Here is a 25,155-nt window from a genome sequence, read left to right on the forward strand (position 1 = left end):
AAGATTCCCGGTTTCTAGCCCCTCTCTATCTTAACACTGACTTTATCAACCCGCTCTCATGAAATTGCAACTCTTGACTTTTTGGCGGATATGTGATGGGCAGCGGTGTGAGGGCGCAGTGGGAGCCGGTGAGTGCCGGTGCTGTCTGGCTGCAATATCAGATTGCCAACAGTAAGTGAGGGGAATCGGACAGATGGGGGAAATTCATGTGAGCTTGCGGTCACGTTCGATGGGTGAAGATTCCTGAAATAAAGATAAAGAATTCAGCCCGATCTTAGAACTGTATGCTTAAGTATTGTAGGCTGGGTGACGCGAAGCGCGTCACCCAGCCCCCACAAAGCTATTAAGGAATAATTATGGTTGCGGAGAAAATTCTAATTATTGGCGGCGGGATTGTCGGACTGGCAACGGCATACAAGCTAGGCAAACAATGCCCCGAGGCGAGAATTACCGTTTTGGAAAAAGAGGGTGAAGTTGGCAAGCACCAGTCTGGGAATAACAGCGGGGTTCTGCACGCCGGCCTCTATTACAAACCCGGTTCGGCGAAAGCTCGGCTGGCTGTATGTGGCATCCAAGAGATGATAGCCTTTTGTAGGGAAAATGGGATTCCCCACGAAATTTGCGGCAAGTTGGTCGTGGCGGCAAGTGAGAGTGAAGTTCCCCGCCTGCAGAATTTGCTGGACAGAGGGCAGAAAAATGGGCTGCAGGGGTTGAAGCTGTTAAAGCCAGAGGAAATGCGAGAAATTGAGCCGCATGTTGCTGGGGTGGCGGCGGTGAGGGTGCCGCAGGAAGGTATTGTAGATTACGGGAAAGTTTGCGAGACGCTACAGGCGAAAATCCAAGAACAGGGCAATGAGGTGGTGACAAAAGCCAAGGTGTGCGGTTTGAAACAAGTCGGGGAAAGGTGGGTCGCAGAAACAAGCGCGGTGGAGTTTCAGGCGGATTTTTTGGTCAACTGTGCCGGTTTGCACTGCGACAGGGTGAGCGAGTTGGCGGGAGAGAAGCGGGAAATCCGAATTGTGCCCTTTCGCGGGGAGTATTATAAGATAAAGGCAGACCGGCAGTTTTTGGTGAGGAATTTGATTTACCCGGTTCCAGACCCGCAATTCCCTTTCTTGGGAGTTCATTTTACCCGCTTGATTCACGGAGGAGTGGAAGCAGGACCCAATGCTGTGCTGGCTTTCCAGCGGGAGGGCTATCGGAAATCTCAGGTGGATGTGAGAGATTTGTATGATGTGCTGTCCTATGCGGGGTTTTGGCAATTAATCGGAAAGCACTGGCAGATGAGTGTGAGTGAGCTGCAAGGATCGTTTAGCAAAAAGCTGTTTTGCAAATCTTTGCAGAAGTTGGTTCCGGAAATTCGTGAAGAAGATTTAGAGACGGGAGGCGCGGGAGTCCGGGCTCAGGCTTTATGGCCTAGCGGGGAAATGGTGGAAGACTTTTATTTTATCAGCCGGCGCAACGCACTGCACGTTTTGAACGCCCCCAGTCCAGCGGCAACTGCTTCCCTGGCAATTGGGAGTGAAGTTGCCAGTCAGATTGGCAAAAATTTATAGCAGTAGGGAGTGTTACCTCAAGGGAGTTATCTCCTAGAAATTTTCTTCAGGGGCCAGAAACCGGGTTTCTGGAAAAACTTTTGGCTCTCTGCCGAGAGATTGATTGAGAAACCCGGTTTCTTATCCTCCCAGCCACCAGTTAGAAACCGGGTTTCTGGAAAAACTTTTGGCTCTCTGCCGAGGGATGTATTCAGAAACCCGGTTTCTTCGCACCGGAAAGCAAACCGAGGAGCCAGTAGGTTTCCATTTCTCCCTTCCCCTTGACTTGAATCGCTCCCCGCTTTTCAAATCGGTATTTATCCTTCAGGCGATCGCAGGTAGCCGCTGTTACCTGAATCCTTCCCGGCTCACCGGAAGATTCCATGCGCGAGGCAACATTGACCGCATCTCCCCACAAATCATAAATAAATTTTTTCGTGCCAATCACTCCAGCGACAACAGCGCCTGTATTCATCCCTGTGCGGATTTGAAGGTTCTCGCCCAGTTTAGATCGGAAACCGTGGAGTTTGGCTTGCATGGCCAGCGCCATCTCCGCGATCGCCTCCGCATGGTCAGCTCGCGGCACCGGCAAGCCGGCGGCCACCATATAGGCATCGCCAATCGTTTTAATTTTTTCCAATCTAAACTGTTCTGCAAGGTCGTCAAAACTGGAAAAAATTTCATTGAGTAAGCTGACCAGATCGATGGGTTTCAAGCGAGCCGAAAGGGGCGTAAATCCCACAATATCGGCAAACAGAATCGTCACCTCATTGAAATGTTCGGCGATCGATCCTTGGTTTTCTTTGAGCTGGCGGGCGATCGGCTCTGGCAAAATATTGAGCAATAACTGTTCCGACTTCTCTCGCTCTAAACGCAGCGCTTCCTCGGCTTGTACGCGGTTCGTGATGTCCCGCGCAACGAGAATCGCCGTTTCCTCAGTCAGGGGAGAAATCGTCTCGGCAAACCAAATATCTTTGCCGGCAATGGGCAAGCAATATTCAATCTCGACGGGTTTCTGGCCAGATACCGCCTTGAGGATGCCCTTGAGAATCAACTCGGCTTGCGCCGGCGGCAGAGTTTCGTGGACTTTTCTGCCAATCATTTCGGATGCCGGTTTGTATAAATTCGCCGTATTGGTTGGCATGACATTCAGGCACCGTCCAGAAACATCCCGAACAACCAGCACATCCGTCATCGCCGCAAAGAGTGCCTTCATTTCAGCTTGCACTTTCTTCTGCTGCAGCACAGTTCCCGACTGAGCCGCCACAACACTGACTAACTCGGTCAACCACTTGTCCTCTGAGCGGGTTGAGTGCGTGAAGAACACCAGTACCGCCAAAACAGGAGATTGGGAACTGAGCAAATAACTGCGGCGCTCCTCTGTCTGCTGCTCCCAGTTTCCTAGAGAGACGACCGGCACGCCAAATCCTGCTTTTAAGCCGCACTGCGCAGCCAGTTCCAGTCTCAGGAGGGGATCTTCCATCTCGCCGAGATCGGCAAACCACTGGGACTGTCGGGCTGACCAGACAAGTCCTGGGATTTCTTCACCGGCAAGGAAGGTAAGAGCTTCGCTATATTCTCGAAACCGCTCAATTTCAGCCCCGACAGTTGGGTCAGTTCCCTGGCGCTGGCAGTACCAACTTTTGCTGCAGATTAGGGCTGACCCATCGGTGGTGGGAATCCAGGCTTCGCCATAAATCCAACCGGCTGTTTCGCACACTTGCTGCAAGGCCACCTCTATAGCGGTATCGAAATCTGGCCCAGCACTAATGGCTTGACCGATCGTCAGCAAAAGCTGGACTTCTTCTTCCGCTTGTTTGCGATCTGTGATATCCGTAATCAACCCTTCCAGGTAGAGCAATTCCCCATTCGGGTCAAAAATTCCCTGACCTTGCTCCCACACCCACTTCAACTGTCCTGTCGCTGTAGAAATTCGGTAGCTGCACTGAAAGGAACGCCGGTTTTCCAGAGCGGATCGCACCTCATTCCAGACGGGGGCTCGGTCTTCAGGGTGAATCAGCTGATTGTACGTGACGGTTTTTTGCGAAGTAAATGCCTCGACGGGATACCCCGTCAGTTCAGAGCAGCCTTCGCTCACAAACAGCATCGTCCACTCTCGGTCATTCAGACAGCGGTAAGCGATCCCCGGTATGTGGCTCATCAGGTTCAAAAGGGTGCGCTGGCTCTCGGCTAGGGCTAGCTCGGCCTGTTTGCGATCTCGCGCTTCAATCGCCAAAGACACTAAATCGGCTAGGGAACGCGCAAAGTTCACGTCTTCCAACGTCCACTGACGAGCCGGCCCCATGTGCTCCAGGCATATCACCCCCGCCGTCGATCCCTTTATTATAATCGGAATATCCAGCATCGAATTGATGCCTAACGGCGTCAAATATAACTTGAAAAATTCTCTTGTTCTCTGATCGCTGTGAGCGTCATCTGCAGCAATCGGTTCCTCCTGCTGCAGCGCTATAAAATAGGAGGGAAAATCTGCCACTGCCAGTTCAATGCCTTCGCTATGCAGGTGGCGACTCTTTTCAAATAAGTCGAGGCACTGAATTTTTATCTTGGCGCTATCGTACAGCCACACGCTAGCGCGCTCCACCTCAATATTCTGAACCCCTGCCTCAGTAATTTCTTTTAAAGAAGCTTTTAAATCTCCCTGATGCAGGGCAGGACTTTTGGCTAATTGCGTCAAAATCCGGTTGTGGTTGCGCAACTTGACAGCCCGCTCCCGCTCCGCCTCTTCAGCTTGCTGGCGCGCTTTTATTTCCTGTTCGAGCTGTGCTGTTCGCTCCTGTAGTGATAACCGCTGGCGCGAGATCGTCAGTTGATTTTCCACGCGGGCGATCACCTCTTCAGCCTGAAACGGTTTGGTGATATAATCTGCGCCCCCGGCAGCAAAGGCTCTCACCTTGTCCCACGCCTCATCCAGAGCGCTGATAAAAATCACCGGCACCTCACGAGTTCGTTCCGAAGCCTTCAGTTCCTTGCAAACTTCATAACCGTCCATCTCCGGCATGTTAATATCGAGCAATATCAGATCGGGCTGCCATCTCTGCGCTGCCTTTAATGCCATCTGACCTGAGATAGCCTTGCTAACTCTGTAGCCCCGCTCGGCCAGGATTGATGATAAAAGGCGAAGGTTGTCCGCGATATCGTCAACGGCTAAAATATTTTCTTTTCCGGTCTGAGTCTGTTCGCTAGACATTTTTTCTTCAGTCCAATATTGCTTCGATATGGATATCCTTCAGCGCAGCAAATATGCCCGGATAGATGTCACTTCTACTCGCAAATGGGAGCGGTTTCCGGAGCGGGAGCGAATGCGGGAGCGCAGTTTCTGTCACTTCCCGCCTCGCTGGACAGCCTGACCCCCCCGGTAACTTATCACCCCAGAGGACTGGGCGCAATGTCTGGCCCACAGTCTCGCTCGCGCAGTCAGGTCCCTAGCTGCCTCCGCCGGCACACACTTGGGGGAGTGAACCCACATCGGGCAATTTGCTCCAGTGGGACTTTTTCACCGGCCTGTGCCGGATCAGATCCGCCCGAATTGTGGCCCTCTTCCATCTGCTTTGAGGGCTTTGGGGAGGGGTTAGATAACCGCGCTCGCCGGCGCTGCTGTGGGATCATTCCCTGAGTTTCGCTTGGGGGACAAGTTTGCTGTCCTGTGTGGAGTGGCGTCAGGAATATGTTATCGCGACCGATTGCCGGTCAGCTCGCTTAAGCGGTTCGGCTCCCTCAATCAACACCCCGAAAACCCTTTCCTGTTCATATCCCCTATCTTACGTGACTGCCGCACCGGCATTCGTTCCCTGCCCCCAATCGTGCGCCGGCGCTTTTGGGCTGTCCGGGCCAGCTCTGTGAGGCCCAGTCCCTGTTGGTCCAAGGGCCGGCCTCTGGGTGCTGACGCCCTGCCATCATCTCCGGCTGCGCCGATTTTGTATGTATAGCCCTTTGGGAGCAGGTTCTAGACAGATATTTATCGCATAATTAAGGGCTGTAATAAACCCGCCCCCGCCCGCAAAACTAGCCGATCGGCGACAGCGTAAAGCACCGCCCCAAAGTCTCAGAACAGCGATGCAACCAAACATTATAGCATTTTATGCAGCCCCCGGCAGCCCAATCAATCGAGCCGGTCAATCCTCCCCAAATTTTCTGGCCTTTCCAATAAATACTGCTGGATGTAAGCTCCTTCACTGTGATAGGTTATACTGCCGGCAGCCAGACATTCCTTGAAGTCTGGATTGAGGAAAAACCAGTTTCCCACATCAGTGAAGTCGGGAAATCGAAAAACATCTCTCTGAAAACAAGTTATAATATCCCTGGGGTGGGATAAATCCCTCACCTCCACCACAATAGCCCTCAGCTTAACAACCTCTTCGACCGGCAGAGGAGATCCCATCACCACCAGGGGAAATCGTTTGAAATTCAATGTGTTTAAGCTCTCCAAATCTTTAATCGCCTCAGCAGCAATTAACGCCCCCTCACTGTGCGCTATAATTTTAATAGGCTTCCCCGCCCGTAACGAAGGGAGCAGCGCCTCTTTCATGCCGGTGATGATGGGCTCATTGCCCCGCCCAGTCCAAAAATTGTTGGTTCGATTTAAGCCGGCTTTCGCGCAATCCCAAAATTTGCTACAGGGGGAAGAATTATCCCTGCAGGAGGAACCATTATAAACTAAAGTTATCGGGTGCTGGGTTTGCTCTGCCAGCCTGCTAGCCAGTCTTAGATTGCTGGCATCTCTCACCACACCAAGAACAAAGAAGATTTCTCCTGCTGTCTGCGCAGCACCGGCATAGGGAACATATACGATAGTCCCATCCTTGGGAAAAGCCACATGAGACAGCACCCTGGGGAAAACCGCAACCGCCGTGCCGGTGACTAGAAGAGAGCCGGTCACGAGTTTTTTCAAGCCCTGCCAAAATTTACCTTTTGTTATCTGACTGACAGGCATTGCAATCAATCTCCAAGGACGCTCGCAATCACAGCCTTATCTTACCTTATCTTATCTGCCGGCACAGATTCCCCTGCTCCCACATTACACCAAATTCACTCAAACATCCACCCCTTCCAGGTTAATTTTAGTATAGCAGTAGCCATTTAGGTTAGGACGTAGGACAGGCGTCTCGCCTGTCCCTGTCCCTAATAGCAAGTCAGATGCCTTGTCCTAAACTGACTGTCTATTACTATAACGAGAAACGTGACGGAGCGCCTCACTGTGGCGCTCCGGGGCGGAACGTGAGGCAGAGCCTCACTTAGGCGTTCCCAGGCTCCGCCTGGGAACGAGAAAATTCCCAAATTCTCCCCCTCCCCGCTTGCGGGGAGGGAGTTGGGGGGGTGAGTTTTAACCCCACCGGCTATCCAAACCGCGTCAAAAACCGGAAAGCCTTCACAATATAACTCGCGCAGACATAAGGAGACGTCTCGTAAAACGCACGCCAAGCCGCCGCCTTATCCTCATCATACCGGCTCCCCTTTTCCGGGAAGCGTTCCAGCCACGCCAGCCGCACCGCATGCCCAATCAAAACATCCAGCACAATATACTCCTCAACGCGCCAATTCGGGTTGCGCTCAGCAATCGCCGCCAATTCCTCCAGCGCCTCAATATTCAGCTGCCGGTACTGAGGAGCCTGAATCTTATTCAGCAAATGCTCCACATGCAGGGCAAAATTCTTCTCCCCCGGCGTCATCTCCGACAGCATCACATCGCTATCCAGCCGGTTGCGGCGCTCTAACTTATCCCCAATCACCAACCCCTTGCAGTGCTTCATTAACCTCCAAACCCGCTCGAAAAAGTCTTCCCGAACCCACCCCCGCGCACCATACAGCTGGCGCTTCCGCAACCAGCCCTCCACCGGCACCTCCGCCGACTCTCCCGCCACCGGCACCACCCATTCAATCTCCTGCTCCTGCTGCTTGACGTGCAGGGATTCTTGCTGGCGCAGCACTTGATTCATCCCCTCATACCCAGCCAAAACCCGCCGCAGCCGCGTCTTCACCTCAAACGGACTCAATTGCATCAGCCGCTCATAAGCCTCATCCTGCGTGACGCCCGACTCATAAGCCAACTCGCTCGTTAATAGCAGGATAAAATACCCCACCCGCAATGTTAGCAGTCCGTCAAACAGCTCCGGTTCCGACTTGATCAGCAGTCCCAAATAAATGAGAATTTCTTGGCTGAGCACGCGCTCGCGAATGTCCTCCCGGCAGAAATGGCCGATCTTCCCCACAATATCCGCGTGCGGCATCGGGCGCGAAATCAGCGCCGCCTCACTGTACGCCTTCCCCACCGCAATCTGTTTTTGCCGCACCAGAATATCCGTCACCGCATCCGACAAACTAATATCCACCTTATTCAGCAAACCGGCAGCGTGACGCACCACCGCCCAGCAGATTTTCGATTGCTCACCCTTCCCCGCTTTAAAATACACCTCATTCAGCAAATCCGCCACCGTCACCGGCTCTCCCGGTCCCCCCAAGCCGGTGTCAAAATCCAGCCCCTTCAGGCGAGTCAGCGCGTGCAGCAACTCCACTTGCTCGTAGAGATTCGCAGAGTTGCGCAAACTGGTGAGCAGCAGCTTCAAGTTCGTTTCGCACTCCACCGTAAATTCTTGCGTGTGGCTCAATGGCCAAGTTTTATGAGGATTGTAACCCAAGTAAAAACACCGAATCCCCGCATCTTTCACCGGCGACTGCGCGAACTCAAAATCGTGCAGGAAATCAATCCTCTCAGTGCCGGCAGTCCGCACCAGCTGGTTCAGATTCCCCAGCTTCACCGGCACCCCACTGCACTCGCCCGTTTTCAACTCCTGCATCAAATCCAGCAACGCCTCAGCCCCAGAGTCCAGCATCGCCTCAGTGAGCAAAAGCGTCACCGTCGGGCGACCGATCTGGCACCAGTGGCGGTGAATGTAAGCCACTTCCCGTTTAATCTGCGCCACCAGAAAGTGGTAGTCTAGCGTTAGGTAAAACTGCTGCAAATCCAAAAAAGCCGGCAGGAAAACAACCGTCTCCCCCCGAATCTGAAACACCCGCGAAGTCGTGAGACTGCGCAACCGGCGCACCGGCCTGCCGGTGAGCCCCAATTTATCATTGCGCCCAATTTGCGTGTACGCTGTAGAGAGCTCTGTCGCCTGGCGCACCTGCACCGGCTCCAGCTGCTTCGGCGTCTGCGCCGCAATCCCCTGCGCCGCCAATTCCTCTCGCACACCCTCATTTTCCGCCAGCAGCGCGATTTGCACCACCGGCATTAAATTCCGCCTCACGCACAGGTGGCGTCCCAAGGGATCGATATCCCCAACGGCAATTAACCCCTCATCCAGCATCTGCCCGAGCAAATACAAACTCTGCGCCCACACTAGCGGGATATTTTCGTTCGGGAGGCGCTTCTGGCTGTGGGGATTTAATTGCTCGGCTCTCACGCTTTCCGCCGGCACGCAATACAGCTCTGGCAGCAATTGCAACCCATCCCGCTCAACCAGCAACGACTCCAGCCGCTCCTGATAGTATTGCACTTGCTGCCGGTCGCCCCGAAACAAGCCATCCAAAACTAAATAGGTGAAAAACAGCGGCCACTCGCACTCAATATTCTCAAACTGTTTCAGCTCCCACGGTTCGTAGTGCAGCCGGTGAGTGTCTTCCAAAACCGTTTGGTGCCCGTCCCGCATAAAGCGCTTGCAGCCGTAGCGCCCCTGCAACTTATTAATAATATCTCCGCGAGTGCGCTCCACCAGCTCTGCGCTCTCCACCGCAAAGGCTGGGTAGCCAATAACGCTCAGCAGCGCCGCATCAATTTCTTTTGACACCGATTCCCTCGGCAACAGGGACTCCAAAGTCATGCGGGCGCGGGCAATTTCGTCGGGCAGGACGTGGATGACAGAGCTTTGGGAGCCGCGCGCCCCGAACAAGTTCAAGCCGCTCATCGCTTCCAAGGCGGCTTTTGCCATGCCTATCGAGCTGGCGTTTAATTCTGGATTGCCTTTATTAATTTTGTTGCCGCGCTCCCAGATTCCGTAATCAGGCGTGCGGTAGGCGCGCCCGATGTAATAGACTAAGTTTTGAATGAAATTGACTTCATCTGTTGTGTAAATAATGTGCAAACCAGATGCCGTCATCTCCGCCAGCATCAGGAGAAACAGGGACGTGGCATCGACTTGCAAATGCCCCCACTGCTCGTCCCCCACCACCACGTCGCCGGTGCCGGTGCTGTATTTGGCGTGCAGGCAGTCTAGAAGGGACTGGGTTTGTTTGAAGCGCTCCACTTTGTCCGCTTGGCGCATCATGCAGAACAGCAACCCCCGCATCAGCTTGACGACGCTGTGCTCTAGCTCAAATGTGCGGCCCTGCAAATCGTCGATTTTGCGGTAAGCTAGGGCTAACCCCCAAGTGGCCAGTGTGCTGTACACGTTGTCCCGCACCCAGGCGTCGGTGTAGTCGCCGTGGGCGTTTATCGCCGTGGATGCCGGCAGCAAGCCGGTAATCGGGTTTTGCCGCTTCAGAATCACCCCTGATATCTGGCGGTAGTAATCCTCCAAACGGGCTTGCAGTTGGGCGGGTGGTTTCGACATGTCTTTTACCGATTATTTCCGGAATCTAAGTGAGCTGTGATGTAGTCTTCCTCCAGCCTGACGGAAGGCCAGCGCAGAATATGCCCCCGGGCTGAAGTCTTGCAGCTAGTGAGTCTGTCCCGCTGTAAATCAAACCTAATTCAAGGCCAGCCGGCGGCCAATCCGTCTCCCGAAAGCGCCTTTACCAAATTTTCACAAAAAACCTGGCAGCTTTATGCTGGCCTTAAATCGAACTCGGCAGAAATACAAGTAATATTAAGATTAGGTTAACTGTAGAAATTCGTCAAGTTTTTTAGGATGTGCGTTCCAGATACGGAGGTGCTAACCTGTCAGCTCTTTACAGTCAGAAAACTTTTCCTCTCTGTCAGCAGGTCTGGCCTCGTGACGGGCGGGTCGCAGACCGGGGCACCGGCAGAAACCAAATCGTCAGTGGCTAAACCCCGGAAATAGCGAATTACTAATAAGCAATTAGAGATACAGGGCGGAAGCAAATGGACAGGGGACAGACCGGTTGCTGGAAAGCGCTCCTTCGGGATAATGGGTGAGAGTGTGGCTGTGAAACAAGTGATGATGTCAAAGGTGCCAAGGGAATTTTCTGTACTGGGACTGCCGGTGCACTTATTAGATGACTCTCCGGGATGGTTGCTAGAGCGCCAGCAGCAAGGGCTCGGAGCGCATGTGGTGACGCTCAATGCGGAGATGACGGTGCAGGCATCAGAGAATCCGGCTTTGGGGAGCGCCATCCGTCAGGCTGAGCTGGTTGTCCCAGATGGTGCCGGTGTGGTGCTCTACTTGCAGCTGCTTGGCCAAAAGGTGCGCCGCTGTCCGGGAATTGAGCTGTGCGAGTGTTTGCTCCACAACGTGGGCCAGCTGGGAGAGGTGTGCCCCGTATTTTTTTATGGGGGAGCGCCGGGAGTGGCAGAAAAGGCGGCGCAGCGGTGGCAGCTGCAAGTTCCGGGGTTGAAGATCGCGGGGGCGCAGCACGGCTTCCTCCAGCCGGCAGAACAGCAAGAATTTTGCCAAACCCTGAAACAGCTGCAGCCGTGCGTGATTTTGGTGGGGCTGGGCGTGCCGCGCCAGGAGTTTTGGATTGTCCAGCACCGGCACCTCTGCCCGCAAGCCATTTGGATCGGTGTCGGCGGCAGTTTTGATATTTGGGCCGGTGTTAAAACCCGCGCCCCAGGCTGGCTGCGCAACAACAATCTGGAGTGGCTGTACCGGCTGTATCAAGAACCCTGGCGCTGGCGGCGCATGCTGGCTCTGCCGGTGTTTGCTTGGCGCGCTTTGCTGGCTCTCTGTTTTCAGCGAAAGGCTGTCAGTTAGCCTTTCGGGATCTGGGTTTTTGGCGGGTGAGCCGCCGCCGTGAAGTATAGCAGCACGCAGTTAGGTTAGGACGTAGGACAGGCGTCTCGCCTGTCCCAGATATCTTCAGGCCCGGCGTTAGCGCAGCGGCGCGTAAGCGCTACGCCGTACCTCCGTCTATACTTCGTATCGAGCGTGTCCTAAACTGACTGCCTACTGCTATAACGCCAAGGTTTTTCTCGTTCCTCTGGGAGCGAGAAAAATTTTTGCGCCTGCCCTTGACAAATAAAATCCTTTGCAGTATAATATCTTCTCTCTCAGTGGGATGAGCTATGGCCCAGAAACCCGGTTTCTTGGAGAAACCGGGTTTCTCAGTCCCTCACTCACAGGATAAACGCTATAATCTCCGGAAGAAAGCATATATACAAAACCGGTCTAAAACCGGGGATTTTTGAAAATAATTTAATCGGAAACCGGAAAATGGCGCTTTGAACCGGCTTCTGAGAGAAAGGAGGCTCTGACTTGAAAAGGTTGCGCAGTTGGGCTTTAGCCCTACTGGATCGTCCGCCGCCCGAAGCGAGTTTTCATTGGTGGCGATGTGCGCAGTTCCGAAATGACTGCCTCCAAAGCTGCGTTCCCAGGCGGAGCCTGGGAACGAGAGATTGGGCTAAAGCCCAACTACAAACAGGCTTGCTGCTGCTGAATGCGTTCGGGGGTGCCGGTGGGAATAGAGGCAATCAGCTGGCGCGTGTAAGCCTGTTGCGGTTGGCGGTAGATTTGCTCAGAGGGGCCGATTTCTTCAATTTTGCCCCTGTTCATCACCATAATGCGGTCGCTCATAAACTTGACCACGCTCAAGTCGTGGGAGATAAAGATGTAGGTGAGGCCAAATTCGTCCTGCAGTTCTTTGAGCAGATTCAGCACTTGCGCCTGCACGGAGACATCAAGCGCGGAAACCGACTCGTCGCAGATGATAAACTTGGGGTTGAGCGCCAGGGCGCGAGCGACGCAGACCCGCTGGCGCTGACCGCCAGAAAATTCGTGGGGGTAGCGGTTCATCCAGTCGGGATTTAGACCCACCCGCTCTAGCAAGTGAGCGGCGCGCTCGCGGCGCTGCTTGGCGCTCTCACCGGCACCGTGAATCACCAGCGGTTCCATCACCGCTTCCCCTATTTTCATCCGCGGGTTGAGAGAGCTGAAGGGATCTTGAAAAATAATCTGCATGTCCCGGCGCAACCGGCGCATCGGTGTGCCGGTCAGGTGGGTGATGTCTTGCCCTTCAAAAATCAGCTGTCCGCTCATCGGCTCAAGCAGCCGCATCAGCGTGCGGGCCAAAGTGGTTTTGCCGCAGCCGGACTCGCCAACCAGCCCCAAGGTTTCGCCCGGGAAAACCTCAAACGAGACGCCATTGACCGCCATCGCGTAGCGCTTCGTTTCGCCAAACATCCCCCGCACCGGGAAGCCAACCTGGAGATCGCGGACGCTGACCAAAGGGGATTGCTGCTGCAGTTTGGCCAGCCGCTCCTCCATCTCCGCCTCGCTCACTTCTATAATCTGCCGGTCCCTCAGACCTGTTTGTAGTTGGGCTTTAGCCCATCTTGACTCTGCTGCAGACGCTGTTTGGGCGGCTTCCCCTTCTGCCGGAACGATGCTGTCGCCTCCCCCAACGCTGGCGCTGGGGTCTTCGACAGGAGTTGCAGACAGGGGCAATTCCGTCTCGACATCTGGCGCAACCGCAGCCCTCTCCCGAATTTCCACAGCGCCGGTGCCGGTGGGGACCACTTCCATGAAGTCGGAAACCGTCGGCAAATAGCGCAGCCGGCGTTTAGGCTGAGGCCGGCAGGCGAGCAGCCCTTTGGTGTAGGGGTGCTGGGGGTTGGAGAAAATCTGCCACACCGAGCCGGTTTCCACAATTTTCCCCTGGTACATCACCGCCACCCAGTCCGCAATTTCGGCAATCACGCCCAAGTCGTGGGTGATAAACATCATGGCCATCTGCCGGCGGTCGCGCAGCTCCCGCAGCAAGTCGAGGATGGTGGCTTGCACGGTCACGTCCAGGGCGGTGGTCGGCTCGTCGGCAATCAGCAGCGCCGGATTGCAGGAAATCGCCATTGCGATCGTCACCCGCTGGATCTGCCCGCCGGAGAGTTCGTGGGGATAGCGGTTGAGCAGGGCTCGCTTTTGCTGGTTGATCTGCCGCGCAATTTCCCCCTCGTCAAGGTCGATTGCCCAGTTATCGTCCGGGGAGGAGATGCCGGTAGAGCGCCTCTGGGTTTCGATGTGGCGCTGGCGCAGTTCCTCATCGCTGGGGAGGAGTTTGACTTCTTGCAACAGCGCGATAGCTTGCCGGCGAGCTTGTGCCGGCGTCACACTTTGGTGCAGCCGAATCGCTTCTGTCAGCTGAAAGCCGATGGTGTGCACCGGGTTGAGCGCACTCATCGGCTCCTGAAAAATCATCGCTATCTGGCTCCCCCGGTACTGCTGCATTTGCTTGGGCTGGAGCTGCCGCAGGTTCACCGGCTCTAGCCGCTGCTCATCTTTGGATACGCCCCGAAACCAAATTTCCCCACCGGCAATCTTGCCCGGGGGTGCCGGCACTAGACTCATCACAGCTAGGGAGGTGACGGATTTGCCCGAGCCTGATTCCCCGACAATACCCAGGGTTTGCCCGAGCTTCACCTCAAAAGAGATGCCGTCAACGGCTTTAATCAGTTTCTCGTCAGTTTGGAAGTGGACTTGCAGGGAGCGGACATCAAGAACGGTTTCGGTCATGGAGGTGTTTGCGCGGTTTTCACGAGTGGAATACAACTTGTGTCTGTAAATCTGCTATTTTTATAGGGGTGGGCCGGCGGCGGCCACAGAGGGTTTTTATCAATCCCTATTCGGGATTGAAATGGCATTGAAATCAAATGCCCGCCACACACTGCGCTTTTGCGCCGCCGGCTGCTGCCCCACAAGGGAGCCTGCGCGCCTGCCGGTACGGAACAGGCCTTGGGCACCTCAGCTCACCGCCGGCCAGCATGCCGCCAGTCCCTACAGGGTTTAAATAACATTTATATGTCACGAAGCCGGCAGGCATAGATAAATCAAGGGAAGCTAGCTTGGTTAATTTTTAGCACATCTTGAGTTGAATTTCGCCTCTCATTGAGTTAGGCGCGGGATTTGGGGGCAAAAGTTTGGGGGCTCTCGCTTTCCCCGCAGGCCGGTGGGAAGTTCCTGGCGGCAAACACCAAACAGCGGACAGCGGACAGCAGACAATTTAAACTCTAAAATTTAAAATCTAACAGGGGGAAAAGCTCCTTGCCCGCCAATGTAGTTATTTATTATGACAAAAGAACAGCCGGTAAAGGGGAAGCGCGGGCGAGGAATTGGCGCAGCGCCGGCAGCTGCGGTGAGTGGCGGGCTGGAACAAGCGAGGAATTGCTGCGGCAGGAATGCCGCCGGTCGAGAGTGGCTCTCTGTTGAGGCTGGCAGCCGGCAATCGTGCCGGCGCTCGCTGGAGCACGCTTGAAAAGGGCGTGGGGCGTGGGGCGTGGCCTCAGGCGCATGGGGGCGCTCACACCCAACTGCCCCAGGACAGCCATGCCGGCTGTTGGCAGACATGTCTTACTTCCGGAAGAAAGCATATATACAAAACCTGGCTCAAGACCGTGTTTTGTGAATACCTTTTTTTCGGAAATGACTGAATTTGAGGGGGTGGCGTTCCTGAGGCAGCAGGGGGTGTGGGGCAAACGGGCAGGGGGCAAACAGGCAGGGGGCAAACGGGCGTAGGGTCTAATCCGAGCCTGCGCAAGGGTTGCGGCTGTGCGGGAGTGGCGCGGGCGGCAACAGGGGGCGGGCTAGAAGAAGAGGGCTTTCTTGCTAGACTTCTCTGTGAACACTCACCGGCTTGTCAGCGTCAAGTCTTGCTAGCCATGCCAAATCCTCTCGAACTTGCTAAGCAGGGAGATCCGAATGCGATTGCCGCCCTGCTCAACCGTTCTCTTCAACCCAGAGGCATTACTGCCACAGCCGAACAGGAAGATGGTTATTTGCACATCATTCTCAAGTCGGCGCAAGTGCCTAATCAAGAAGCCGTCGTTAGTTTCATCCATCAGGGGATGGTGAAATTGGAGAGTGAAGCGATTCACACGGTGAGGGTCGAAGGTTATATGACAGGCATTGACACTCCTGCTTGGAGTGACGAATTTCCCTTAGAGACAGGGGTTCTATTCCAGACAAACCAGGTGCCCCCTCCTGAGGAGCCTGAGGAGGAAGAGGAATATGCCGAGCCGCCGGAAATTGAAGATGAGGGGGACTTCGATGAATCCAGTGAGAGCGATGAGGATTCGGAGGATGCCCCCCCAGAGGCGGACAAGCGCCGGTTGGACAAACGGATCTTGCTCTTGGCGCTGCTGGCGCTGCTGGCATTAGCCGCTGTCGCTGCAGTCGCCTTTTTCAAATTCTTTATCCCGGGTGAAACGTCGGGTGAGGGCGCTCCCGAGCCAGTAGCATCTCAGGCACCCCCTGCAAAGCCCGCCCCACCGGCAGCAAAAACCCCCAAGCCAGCAGCCCCCAAGCCGGCAACCCCCACTCCCCCTATCCCGCCGCCCCCACCGCTGCCAGAGGAGAGCGCACCAGAAGCCACCCCAACGCCACCGCCACCGCCCTCCCCCACCCCTGTGCCACCGCCACCTCCCACCCCTGTGCCCGCCCCACCGCCGGCTGCCACCCCTGCGCCCGCCCCACCGCCGGCTGCCCCAGCCAAACCGCCTGGGCAACCGTCACCCGCTCAGTCTGACCCTTGGCGGCTGGGGGTCAACAAGGCCATGAGTGCGGCGACTCTGGTTCAAACGGCTTACTATCCGGATGAGTGGAATACTGTGGCCACTGAGTGGCAGCAAGCCATCGACCTGATAAAACAGGTGCCACCGGGGCACCCCAAGTATGAACAGGCTCAGCAGAAGCTAGAGGAGTACCAGCGCTATCTGGAATATGCGCAAAAAAATGCCGGGAATAGCTACTGATTTTTGGGCGGGGCTTTTCGCCCGCACCCCGATGGCACTTTCCCCGCAGGATGTCCGCCGCGCCACTGACCGGCATTTTTTCACGAGCCGGGTCCCGGGTGGCGGTTGAGGAGCGCTGCGCGCCCAAAGCCGGTTCCCCCGACCTGTGTGCCGGCACGAGTCAAGTAAACGCTTTTCTCCGGGAAGAGAACTCCCACGGCACCCTCAGGGCGCTGACTTTTTTACAAGTTTTATGCCGGCGCGCCGGGGCTGGCTAGATTTGATTGGTCGGAACCGGAAAATGGCACCGGTAGCGGGCGTGAAATTTTCCGTTAAAGCTTGAGTGGGAGCTTCCCAGACAGCCCCGCCAAAAATGTGCGCGAATTTATCAGATTTATCCCCGAGATGGGGGAAAAGGCTTAGAATTGCGGGTAGCTTTAACGTTTAAATTTATATGAATTCCAAAAAATAGGGCTGTGGGTGCGTTATTATAGCAGCAGTCATATTGGTTAGGGCCCGCTATGGCCCAATACGATCTGCTGCTATATCACAGGTTAGGGGCGGGTTTATCGGTGTTGTAGCTGTGTGGCACTCTTTGTGGGTGAACCCGCCCCTACATCATGTTAAACCCCTTGTCTTAACCTAAGTGCCTACTGCTATAACCCAGTGCAGCTGCAGTAAAATCAAGGGCGGATGACTCACCGAGAGGTAAAATTTAGTCTTGAATTTCTTGCGCAATCCTGCGAAACGTGATACAGTACAGAAATAGTTGAGAAATTGGCGCTTTTGGGATTTTCCTGAAAGCTTTGCGGGATACCGCCTCTATCACTTTTACCGGTGATAGTCCTATCGTTGCAGTGTCCGGGAATACCCGAACAAATGTCGCGTAAATGTATCAGAGATTTGGATTGCCCACATTAGGCGTCAACATTGACCACGTTGCCACTATCCGGCAGGCGCGGCGGACGGTGGAGCCCGACCCCGTGGCGGCAGCTGTGCTGTGCGAACTTGCTGGCGCAGATGGCATTACCGCCCACCTGCGGGAAGACCGGCGGCACATTCAAGACCGCGACGTGCGCTTGCTGCGGCAAACGGTGCGCACCCACTTAAATTTGGAAATGGCAGCCACCGATGAAATGGTGGGCATCGCCCTTGAGGTTAAACCCGATTACGTCACCTTGGTGCCGGAACGCCGCGAAGAGGTGACTACCGAAGGGGGGCTGGACATTGCCGGCCAGCTCGACCGCATGGCAAAGGTTGTCGATACCTTGCAGTCTGCCGGCATCCCCGCCAGCCTGTTTATCGATGCAGATGAAGCACAAATTGAAGCATCTGTCAAGGTCAAGGCGCAGTTTATTGAACTGCACACCGGGCGCTATGCCGAGGCGGCGGATGAAGCCAGCCGGCACAAGGAATTAGCCCAGCTCGCCAAAGGGTGCGAGCTGGCTCGCGGAGCCGGTTTGCGAGTCAATGCCGGCCACGGGCTGACCTACTGGAATGTCTTTCCCATTGCCAGCATCGAAGGCATGGAAGAGCTCAATATCGGTCACACTATTATTAGTCGAGCGGTGCTAGTGGGTTTGGAGCGAGCCGTTCGCGAAATGAAACAAGCCATGCGAGGGGGATAGGGCATGGGGCATGGGGCATGGGGCATGGGGCATGGGGCATGGGGCATGGGGCATTGGATTACTCCTGAAACCTAACACCTCAGACCCAAGACCTAAAAGCTATCCCCTATCCCCTATCCCCTAAAACCTACCCCCTAAACCCTCACCCCCAACTCCTAAACCCTAACCCCTTAAGAATGGGAATGATTTGAGATGACAAGTTACTACTATGTTCTGGCTTCTCAGCGCTTTTTGACCGTGGAAGAACCTCTGGAGGAAGTCCTCAGGGAGCGCACTCGCAACTACCAAGAACAGGAAAAAGAGATTGACTTTTGGCTGGTTTTGCAGCCGGCATTTATAGAGGTGCCGGCAATGGCAGAACTTAAGGCGAAATGCCCCCAACCAGCTGCGGCGATAATTTCCACCAATCCCCAATTTATTACTTGGTTGAAATTGCGGCTGGAATACGTGATCGCCGGCACATTTGAGGCTCCCTCGGATGCCATTCCAGATCCCCTGGCATCCCTAGCTGGGGTGTCCTGAGCCAGTTGCTCTCCGCCGCCCCCTCGCCTTGGCTTGCCGTCTGGGAATGCGGGGGGTGGGGGAAGAAGCTGCCAGGCATTTTTTCGCCGGGGCTTAAAAGAGGGGGTATTCAATGACCTCTAGCTTGTAATAATTCAGGAGCCAGCAGCTCAGTTGCCAGAAGCTCACAAGACAAGGGGGAAAGAAGCAAACAGGAACGGCAAGTCAAACGCAACTACCTCTGTGAGTTACTGAGTTGCTGAACTCCTGAATTATTACTTTAGATAAGCAACGAGTTGGGGCTGCAAAGCATGCGGGTGGGAGGGGGAAAAGCCTACAAACAGATGGTTCAAAAAGTATTATTTGTGAGTAACGGTCACGGGGAAGACTTAATTAACAGTCAAGCTATCCAAGCTTTTACCCAGTCCCGCCCAGAGGTGGAAGTGTCAGCCATGCCGATTGTAGGCGCGGGGAATGCTTACCGCCGATTGGGCGTGCCAATTATAGGGCCCACAAGTCCCATGCCGTCCGGGGGGGTTTTTTATATGAAACCCCTGTTTTTGGTCAAAGATATTTGGGCGGGGCTAATTGGTCTAACTTGGCAGCAACTGCGGGCGGTGTGGGCGTATTCGCGCAGCTGCGACTTTATTCTGGCTACAGGAGATATTGTCGTTGCTGCCATCGCCCACTCTACGAGACGCCCCTATGCAGTTTTTCTGTCCGCTTATTCTAGCTACTACGAGGGGCGGCTGCGTCTGGGTGTTATTCTGCCCCATTTATTAAACTCGCCCAGATGTCTCGCTGTTTTCACCAGAGACGCCTTTACCGCCCGTGACTTAAACCAGCAGGGATTAACCAAAGCAAAATTTGTGGGAACGCCGGTGATGGACAGGCTGACTCCCACAGGAAAAGACTTGCAGCTGATATCTGGAACGCCGGCAATCGCTCTGCTTCCCGGTTCCCGCCTCCCGGAAGCCAGCAACAATCTGCGCTTGCAGCTGCAATTGGTGAGAGAAATCGCTGGCGTGATGCGCCCAAATCCCGTGCAGTTCCGAGCCGCTCTCGTCAGCGATTTGATGGCGGAACTGGAAGGGATCGCAGCGTATGAAGGCTGGCAGCACCAAGCTGGAAAGCTGACCTTTACAGAAAATGTTAGTGGCAAACAAGAAACTGTTGAAGTCCTCTGTCACTCTGACGGTTTTGCAGATATTTTGCATAAATGCGACTTGGTAATTGGCATGAGTGGGACCGCTGTTGAGCAGGCGGTTGGACTGGGGAAACCGGCAATCACGATTCCCGGACCCGGACCCGCATTTACCTACCGGTTTGCCGAAGCGCAGGTGAGACTTTTGGGCCCGAGCGTGCAAACCATTGGCACAAAACCGGCAACCCCCGCCACTCTCCGGGAAGCCGCTGATAGAATCCGCCAGATTTTGCAAGACTCAGCCTACCTGGAAGCCTGCGCCAAAAATGGCTTGGAACGCATGGGGGAAGCCGGTGCCAGCCTCAAACTCTCTAACTTTATCTGCGATTATCTGCGCACAAAACAGCCTCTCTAGTCTTGAAGCGGGAGCGGCAGTTTCATTGAGTCCGCTGGCATCATTGCTGTGATGTCAGCGCGTGTTTATAAAGAAAATGTGAGGGAGCCAAAAATTGGGTTTCTTGTGGTGCCATCCCACATATATAGCAGTATGCACTTAGGTTAGAACATTAGACCTTCAGGGGGGGCGGGACGCCTGCCCTACGTCTATATAGCAGTAAGCATTTAGGAAACCTACATTCCGGCCTCCCTTGCTCCAGAGCTCCTGAAGCTTCTATTGTTCTAACCAATATGACTGCTGCTATAGCGGTTCTCATCGAGCGTGAGGTACTGAGAAACCCGGTTTCTTAAAGAAACCGGGTTTCTGGCATGTACGAACGTTATGGAAAGCTGGCAATCAAAGATGTCTGTAAACCCGCCCCTGCCAAGCAAAAGAAACCCGGTTTCTTCCCCCCCAAATTCCTACCTCCCTCTCGAAAGCAGCTGAGAAACCGTGAGAAATTCGTAGCCCTTTGACTTCAGGCTTTTGATGATTATTTCAGTAGCAGCCACCGTGCGCGAGCGGTCGCCCCCACCGTCATGCAGGAGTACGATTGACCCAGGCCGCACTTGTTGAGTGACGCGATTGGCAATTCCTTCAGCGCTGAGTTCTTTTACATAATCTTCTGAATCCACATCCCAGATGACCAGTTTCTTGCCCATCCGGGAGAGGATATAAGGAAGGAGTAAAAGTCTCCGCCCCCACGGGGGTCGAAAAGTGATGTCTTGAGTTACGCCTAATTCGCGCAAAAGGCTGTCAGTTTTTTCTATCTCCGATCTGTAGAATGCAGGGGCTCTAAAAACCATACTCTGGTGTGAGTAGGAGTGGTTCGCTAGCTCGTGGCCCTTGACAGCAATCAGCCGCACGATATCGGGGTGCTTTTCAATATTGCCACCGATTTCATAAAAAGTAGCTTTTATCTTGTCGCGAGCCAGAACATCCAGGAGCTGGTTTGTATAGGGCGGGTTGGGTCCGTCGTCATAAGATAGAGCGACGATTTTATCTTGAGTGTGCGCCCGATTGATGCCAAAAAACTGCTGTATTTTCGGGGTCAGCGTGACGGCGACAAGCAGGCCACATAAGCCAATTATTAATAATATAAATTTTCTGTTGATTTTAGGGATTTTCACAGCAAAATTCGCTCAAATGACAGTCAAGGGTCAAGGTTCAAAAAAGAATTGATCGATGTTTTGCGAAAACTCAAAACGCAAAAGGAAACGGTTGAGGGGAGTGCCTCACAAGTAGCGCTCTCCAAACCCAACTCAACCCCTTCTTCTTCTCCCCTAGATATTTGTGCGCCGGCGCGGTTGATAAAATCACTACTTTTTACCCAGGGAGCGGTTGAGAAACCCGGTAGCTAAAAAAACCGGGTTTCAGGCTAGTAGAGCCCCTGCACTCAATACGCCGGTCCCGCCAGCCAGGAGACAGCGACGCCCAAGGTGGAGCCCACTATCACCTGAAAGGGGGTGTGCCCGAGCAACTCCTTGAGCCGGTCTTCGTTAAATTCGGGGTGTTCTTGAAACAGCTCGTCGATGATTTGGTTGAGGATGCGAGCCTGCTTGCCGGCGGCTTGGCGGACACCGGCGGCGTCGTACATGACGATAATGGCGAAAATTGCCGCGAGGGCAAACTCCGGCGTTTCCCATCCCAGTGTCTGTCCGACGCCGGTGGCCAAAGCGGTGACGAAAGCCGAGTGAGCGCTGGGCATCCCGCCGGCGGTCACCAGAATCCGCACGCTGACCTTCCCATTTTTCACCAACTCGATCGCCACCTTTAAGACTTGAGCGAACAGACAGGCGAAAAGAGCAACCAGCAGCACCTGGTTGTCGAGGATGTGGCCAAAGTCCTGCATGGTGTTTGACTTACCCTAATGACTGCGGTTGGTAATGAAATCTGCGAGCGAGCGTAGCGGCTGGGCCTTCTGCCCGAAGGGGTCCAGTTCCGCCTTAGCCGCATCAATGAGCAGGCTCGCTTGTCGCCGCGATTCCTCTAGCCCCCAGAGACTGGGATAAGTCGCCTTTTGGGCTTGCAAGTCCTTGCCAGCGGTTTTGCCCAGTTTCTCAGTGGTGGCCGTGATGTCCAGGATATCATCTACAATCTGAAACGCCAACCCTATCTTCTTGGCGTAGCTCGACAGCCGCTGCAGGTCGAGAGCCGGCGCTCCCGCCAGCAGCGCCCCGCAAACCACACAGGCTTCCAGCAGGGCACCGGTTTTGTGGGTGTGGATAAAGTTGAGCGTTTCCACCGGCACATCCGGCTTGCCTTCCCATTCCAAGTCTACCACTTGCCCGCCGACCACGCCAGCCGGCCCGAAGGCGCGAGCTAGCTGGGCGATCGCCCGCACCACCCGCTCCGCCGGCACGTTTTTGGTGTTGGCGGCAATAAACTCAAAGGCGTAGGTCAGCAACCCGTCGCCCGCCAGAATCGCAATATCCTCACCATAAACCTTGTGATTTGTCAGCTTCCCCCGGCGGTAGTCGTCATTGTCCATTGCCGGCAAGTCGTCGTGAATCAGCGACATGGTGTGAACCATCTCCAGGGCGCAGGCGGTTGGCATCGCCATTTCCGGGGTGCCGCCGGCCAGCTCGCAACTGGCCAGACAGAGGATGGGGCGCAGGCGCTTGCCACCGGCCAGCAGCGAGTAGCGCATGGCGTCGTAAATCTTCTCGGGATAGGTCACCGGGATGGCACGCTCCAGCGCCGCTTCCACCTGAGCTTGTTTTTCTGCCAGGTAGGCTGATAAGTCAAACGCAGATTCCTCTTGCTTGTGAAGCGAATCAATGTCCTTGGTCGATACCATCCCTTCATCCCTCGATCTGTGACTTCGTAAACAATTTTAGGGGAGATTGGCAGCCGGGATTAGGGGATTAGGGGAAAATACAGCGAGGGGTTAGGGATGTGCCGGGGCGGGTTTTTATGCGGGGCTAGCTGTGTGGCAGAGGTTGTGGATGAACCCGCCCCTACATGTTTCCATTCCTCCCCAAATTGAGCGATATTGCGCAACCGTGGGTATAACCCCCCGTTAATTCGCCAGCAGCTTCATCCCCTAATCCCGGCTCACCTCCCCACTCCCCATTCCCGATTAGCTTTTTTTGCTGTAGCTCTCTACCGTATTGGCCAGCAACATGGCCACGGTCATGGGGCCGATGCCACCGGGCACGGGGGTGATAAATTGGGCCACCTGTTGGGCGGACTCGAAGTGGACATCCCCAACCAGGCGGGAGCTGCCGGTGCCGTCGGTGACGCTGTTGATGCCCACATCTACGACAGTGGCTCCGGGTTTTATCATATCGCCAGAGATCATTTCTGGGCGACCGGCTGCCACGACTAGGATATCAGCGCTGCGGGCCACCGCTGCCAGGTCGGGGGTTCGGGAGTGGGCGACGGTGACGGTGGCGTTGGTTTCCAGCAGCATCAGCGCCATCGGTTTGCCGACTAAAATGCTGCGGCCAATCACAGCGGCCTGTTTGCCGGCGGGGTCAATGTGGTATTCTTGCAGCAGGCGCATCACTCCTGCCGGCGTGCAGCTGCGCAAACCGGGCTCCCCCCGCAGCAGTCGCCCCATGTTCATCGGGTGCAGTCCGTCGGCATCTTTGTCGGGGTCGATTTGGTAGAGGAGGGAAATCGCATCTAGGTGTTGGGGGAGGGGCAGCTGGACGAGTATGCCGTCCACTCGCTCGTCAGCATTGAGCCGGTGAATCTCTTCCTCCAGTTCGGTTTGGCCCGTTTCTGCGGGGAAGTGCTTGCCATAAGAGGCGATGCCGATTTTGGCGCAAGCTCGCTCTTTATTGCGGACGTAAACGGCGCTGGCGGGATTGTCGCCCACCATGAGCACCGCCAGTCCGGGGGGGCGATTTCGCCCTCCTTGCAAGGATTTGACGCGCTGTTTCAGTTCGGTTTGGATTTTCTGGGCGAGGGCTTTACCGTCTAGAATTTGGGCAGTTTTGGTGTCCATTGGGGTTGATGCAGCGAAACGATAGGCGCGCGAGCCCGTCTGTGGCCCTGCTGGCAAGCACCGGCACGCCGCTCAGCAAAAGGTTCTCGCAGGCGCACGCCAATGCTCCCATGAATGCGGGTGAGGCTTGCTGTATTGAAACCGAGCTCAAGCCCTAGCTGCCACACGCGCCTTTATGTGACACTATAGAGCATAATCGTGCGAGTAAAGCGTTACAGAGTGTGGCTGTATGTCTCTCAGAGAAATTGCGATCCGTCCGGGAAAAACCCGGGTTTTGGCACTGGCTTCTTTATCTTTGCTGCTGGGGGGGCTGACTGCTGGCGCTCAGATAGCCTTGTTTGGAGTGAATGTCGGGGCTTCCGATATCGGAGAGATCCAGCAAAAGCGGGATGTTAATTCGACAGTCTACCTGCAAGGCAAGGTGGAAAAGCGAGCGCCTTTTCTGGGTGCCGGCGGCGCTTACCAGCTGCAAGATGCCACCGGCAGCGTTTGGGTTCTCACGAACAAGACGCTGCCCAATCAGGGAGATGAAGTCTCCATTAAGGGAAGTGTCAATTATGAAAGCATTCCTGTCGCCGGTCTTGAGTTAGGAGAGGTTTACATAAAAGAACAGGAACAGTTGCAGCGCAAGCCAGCCTCGAAATCCCAATGAGTTCACAATGAGTAACAAACCCGTTCATGTCGCCCTCGCTATTTTGTATCGCGACGGGAAATTTCTGCTCCAGCTGCGAGATAATATACCCGGCATTCTCTATCCCGGACACTGGGGGTTTTTCGGCGGTCACATGGAGCGGGATGAAACGCCTGAAGTCGCCATCGGGCGCGAACTGCTCGAAGAAATTAGCTACGCGCCGCCGCAGATGTCAAAGTTTGGCTTGTATTCTGATTCCTCTGTTGTGCGCCATATTTTTCACGGCGCACTGGATGTTGAATTGAGCCAGCTCGTGTTAGGCGAAGGCTGGGATATGGATTTGCTCACCCCTGAAGAAATTCGGCAGGGTGAGGGCTACTCGCGAAAAGCCGGTGAAATGCGCCCCCTCGGACTCATTCACCAGCAAATTTTGCTGGATTTCATAAAAGCTGATTTAGAAAGGAATTGTTGATG

19 protein-coding genes and 1 pseudogene are annotated in these 25,155 nt (G+C 54.8%); 12 read left to right on the forward strand and 8 right to left on the reverse strand.

What is annotated here, in order from left to right:
- Positions 1 to 356: 356 nt before the first annotated feature.
- On the forward strand, positions 357 to 1,556 hold the full coding sequence (gene lhgD / locus OSC10802_RS0104650; RefSeq protein ID WP_017715621.1) for an L-2-hydroxyglutarate dehydrogenase: 1,200 nt from the start codon (positions 357 to 359) through the stop codon (positions 1,554 to 1,556).
- Between the two features lie 190 nt (positions 1,557 to 1,746).
- Here the strand turns inward: lhgD and OSC10802_RS38700 are convergent, their stop codons facing one another.
- Positions 1,747 to 4,743 (reverse strand): adenylate/guanylate cyclase domain-containing protein, encoded by a 2,997-nt coding sequence (locus tag OSC10802_RS38700; protein ID WP_017715622.1) that lies wholly within the window; start codon positions 4,741 to 4,743, stop codon positions 1,747 to 1,749.
- Positions 4,744 to 4,771: 28 nt separating this feature from the next.
- Here OSC10802_RS38700 and OSC10802_RS55430 point away from each other — a divergent pair, with 28 nt between their 5' ends.
- Positions 4,772 to 4,903: a hypothetical protein gene (locus tag OSC10802_RS55430; RefSeq protein ID WP_255349117.1), complete on the forward strand. Its 132-nt coding sequence runs from the start codon at positions 4,772 to 4,774 to the stop codon at positions 4,901 to 4,903.
- 752 nt (positions 4,904 to 5,655) lie between these two features.
- Here OSC10802_RS55430 and OSC10802_RS0104665 read toward each other — a convergent pair.
- Positions 5,656 to 6,486 (reverse strand): hypothetical protein, encoded by an 831-nt coding sequence (locus OSC10802_RS0104665; RefSeq protein WP_017715623.1) that lies wholly within the window; start codon positions 6,484 to 6,486, stop codon positions 5,656 to 5,658.
- Between the two features lie 403 nt (positions 6,487 to 6,889).
- Positions 6,890 to 10,099: a glycoside hydrolase family 15 protein gene (locus tag OSC10802_RS0104670; RefSeq protein WP_017715624.1), complete on the reverse strand. Its 3,210-nt coding sequence runs from the start codon at positions 10,097 to 10,099 to the stop codon at positions 6,890 to 6,892.
- A gap of 570 nt (positions 10,100 to 10,669) precedes the next feature.
- Between OSC10802_RS0104670 and OSC10802_RS0104675 the strand changes: the two genes are divergently transcribed.
- Positions 10,670 to 11,422 carry a WecB/TagA/CpsF family glycosyltransferase gene (locus OSC10802_RS0104675; RefSeq protein ID WP_026098165.1) on the forward strand — a complete coding sequence of 251 codons (753 nt, stop codon included), beginning with the start codon at positions 10,670 to 10,672 and terminating at the stop codon, positions 11,420 to 11,422.
- A 657-nt stretch (positions 11,423 to 12,079) separates the two neighbouring features.
- Here OSC10802_RS0104675 and OSC10802_RS0104680 read toward each other — a convergent pair.
- Positions 12,080 to 14,173, reverse strand: coding sequence for an ABC transporter ATP-binding protein (locus tag OSC10802_RS0104680; RefSeq protein WP_017715626.1), 2,094 nt, complete (start codon positions 14,171 to 14,173; stop codon positions 12,080 to 12,082).
- A gap of 553 nt (positions 14,174 to 14,726) precedes the next feature.
- Here OSC10802_RS0104680 and OSC10802_RS0104685 point away from each other — a divergent pair.
- The 7 genes and pseudogenes from OSC10802_RS0104685 to OSC10802_RS0104715 all read left to right on the forward strand — a co-directional run bounded on the left by OSC10802_RS0104685 (position 14,727) and on the right by OSC10802_RS0104715 (position 20,074).
- Positions 14,727 to 14,912 (forward strand): hypothetical protein, encoded by a 186-nt coding sequence (locus OSC10802_RS0104685; RefSeq protein ID WP_017715627.1) that lies wholly within the window; start codon positions 14,727 to 14,729, stop codon positions 14,910 to 14,912.
- A gap of 403 nt (positions 14,913 to 15,315) precedes the next feature.
- Positions 15,316 to 16,407, forward strand: a complete 1,092-nt coding sequence (locus OSC10802_RS0104695; protein WP_044169958.1) for a hypothetical protein — start codon at positions 15,316 to 15,318, stop codon at positions 16,405 to 16,407.
- Positions 16,408 to 16,457: 50 nt separating this feature from the next.
- Positions 16,458 to 16,664 (forward strand): hypothetical protein, encoded by a 207-nt coding sequence (locus OSC10802_RS0104700; RefSeq protein WP_026098168.1) that lies wholly within the window; start codon positions 16,458 to 16,460, stop codon positions 16,662 to 16,664.
- A gap of 501 nt (positions 16,665 to 17,165) precedes the next feature.
- Positions 17,166 to 17,276, forward strand: a pseudogene (locus tag OSC10802_RS52580) (RNA-guided endonuclease TnpB family protein); the annotation flags it as partial.
- A gap of 18 nt (positions 17,277 to 17,294) precedes the next feature.
- Positions 17,295 to 18,014 carry a pyridoxine 5'-phosphate synthase gene (locus OSC10802_RS0104705; RefSeq protein WP_026098169.1) on the forward strand — a complete coding sequence of 240 codons (720 nt, stop codon included), beginning with the start codon at positions 17,295 to 17,297 and terminating at the stop codon, positions 18,012 to 18,014.
- Between the two features lie 192 nt (positions 18,015 to 18,206).
- Positions 18,207 to 18,536, forward strand: a complete 330-nt coding sequence (locus OSC10802_RS0104710; protein WP_017715631.1) for an MgPME-cyclase complex family protein — start codon at positions 18,207 to 18,209, stop codon at positions 18,534 to 18,536.
- A gap of 323 nt (positions 18,537 to 18,859) precedes the next feature.
- On the forward strand, positions 18,860 to 20,074 hold the full coding sequence (locus OSC10802_RS0104715; RefSeq protein ID WP_026098170.1) for a lipid-A-disaccharide synthase-related protein: 1,215 nt from the start codon (positions 18,860 to 18,862) through the stop codon (positions 20,072 to 20,074).
- 443 nt (positions 20,075 to 20,517) lie between these two features.
- On the opposite strand, the gene OSC10802_RS0104720 is transcribed toward OSC10802_RS0104715, so the two are convergent.
- From OSC10802_RS0104720 to folD, 4 genes are all read right to left on the reverse strand, one after another.
- A complete protein-coding gene (locus OSC10802_RS0104720; RefSeq protein ID WP_017715633.1) occupies positions 20,518 to 21,225 on the reverse strand; it encodes a polysaccharide deacetylase family protein in 708 nt (235 codons plus the stop codon).
- A gap of 266 nt (positions 21,226 to 21,491) precedes the next feature.
- Entirely contained in the window at positions 21,492 to 21,947 is a 456-nt protein-coding gene (locus OSC10802_RS0104725) for a divergent PAP2 family protein (RefSeq protein WP_017715634.1), read from the reverse strand.
- 15 nt (positions 21,948 to 21,962) lie between these two features.
- A complete protein-coding gene (crtE, locus tag OSC10802_RS0104730) occupies positions 21,963 to 22,895 on the reverse strand; it encodes a geranylgeranyl diphosphate synthase CrtE (RefSeq protein ID WP_017715635.1) in 933 nt (310 codons plus the stop codon).
- Positions 22,896 to 23,177: 282 nt separating this feature from the next.
- Positions 23,178 to 24,050 carry a bifunctional methylenetetrahydrofolate dehydrogenase/methenyltetrahydrofolate cyclohydrolase FolD gene (gene folD, locus OSC10802_RS0104735; protein ID WP_017715636.1) on the reverse strand — a complete coding sequence of 291 codons (873 nt, stop codon included), beginning with the start codon at positions 24,048 to 24,050 and terminating at the stop codon, positions 23,178 to 23,180.
- Between the two features lie 229 nt (positions 24,051 to 24,279).
- On the opposite strand from folD, the gene OSC10802_RS0104745 reads away from it, so the two are divergent.
- Both OSC10802_RS0104745 and OSC10802_RS0104750 read left to right on the forward strand, forming a co-directional pair.
- Positions 24,280 to 24,702 (forward strand): hypothetical protein, encoded by a 423-nt coding sequence (locus tag OSC10802_RS0104745; RefSeq protein WP_017715638.1) that lies wholly within the window; start codon positions 24,280 to 24,282, stop codon positions 24,700 to 24,702.
- A gap of 7 nt (positions 24,703 to 24,709) precedes the next feature.
- Positions 24,710 to 25,153: an NUDIX hydrolase gene (locus OSC10802_RS0104750; protein ID WP_017715639.1), complete on the forward strand. Its 444-nt coding sequence runs from the start codon at positions 24,710 to 24,712 to the stop codon at positions 25,151 to 25,153.
- Positions 25,154 to 25,155 lie beyond the last annotated feature (2 nt).

Origin of the sequence: Kamptonema formosum PCC 10802 (genome assembly GCF_000332335.1) — a bacterium.
Classification (GTDB): Bacteria; Cyanobacteriota; Cyanobacteriia; order Cyanobacteriales; family Oscillatoriaceae; genus Oscillatoria.

Coding starts and splice junctions, on each gene's coding strand:
- folD (WP_017715636.1), bottom strand. CDS start 24,050: ATGGACACCAAAACTGCCCAAATTCTAGACGGTAAAGCCCTCGCCCAG.
- OSC10802_RS0104700 (WP_026098168.1), top strand. CDS start 16,458: ATGTCCGCCGCGCCACTGACCGGCATTTTTTCACGAGCCGGGTCCCGG.
- lhgD (WP_017715621.1), top strand. CDS start 357: ATGGTTGCGGAGAAAATTCTAATTATTGGCGGCGGGATTGTCGGACTG.
- crtE (WP_017715635.1), bottom strand. CDS start 22,895: ATGGTATCGACCAAGGACATTGATTCGCTTCACAAGCAAGAGGAATCT.
- OSC10802_RS0104750 (WP_017715639.1), top strand. CDS start 24,710: ATGAGTAACAAACCCGTTCATGTCGCCCTCGCTATTTTGTATCGCGAC.
- OSC10802_RS38700 (WP_017715622.1), bottom strand. CDS start 4,743: ATGTCTAGCGAACAGACTCAGACCGGAAAAGAAAATATTTTAGCCGTT.
- OSC10802_RS0104675 (WP_026098165.1), top strand. CDS start 10,670: ATGTCAAAGGTGCCAAGGGAATTTTCTGTACTGGGACTGCCGGTGCAC.
- OSC10802_RS0104695 (WP_044169958.1), top strand. CDS start 15,316: ATGCCAAATCCTCTCGAACTTGCTAAGCAGGGAGATCCGAATGCGATT.
- OSC10802_RS0104725 (WP_017715634.1), bottom strand. CDS start 21,947: ATGCAGGACTTTGGCCACATCCTCGACAACCAGGTGCTGCTGGTTGCT.
- OSC10802_RS0104715 (WP_026098170.1), top strand. CDS start 18,860: ATGGTTCAAAAAGTATTATTTGTGAGTAACGGTCACGGGGAAGACTTA.
- OSC10802_RS55430 (WP_255349117.1), top strand. CDS start 4,772: ATGGATATCCTTCAGCGCAGCAAATATGCCCGGATAGATGTCACTTCT.
- OSC10802_RS0104665 (WP_017715623.1), bottom strand. CDS start 6,486: ATGCCTGTCAGTCAGATAACAAAAGGTAAATTTTGGCAGGGCTTGAAA.
- OSC10802_RS0104745 (WP_017715638.1), top strand. CDS start 24,280: ATGTCTCTCAGAGAAATTGCGATCCGTCCGGGAAAAACCCGGGTTTTG.
- OSC10802_RS0104685 (WP_017715627.1), top strand. CDS start 14,727: ATGACAAAAGAACAGCCGGTAAAGGGGAAGCGCGGGCGAGGAATTGGC.
- OSC10802_RS0104680 (WP_017715626.1), bottom strand. CDS start 14,173: ATGACCGAAACCGTTCTTGATGTCCGCTCCCTGCAAGTCCACTTCCAA.
- OSC10802_RS0104710 (WP_017715631.1), top strand. CDS start 18,207: ATGACAAGTTACTACTATGTTCTGGCTTCTCAGCGCTTTTTGACCGTG.
- OSC10802_RS0104670 (WP_017715624.1), bottom strand. CDS start 10,099: ATGTCGAAACCACCCGCCCAACTGCAAGCCCGTTTGGAGGATTACTAC.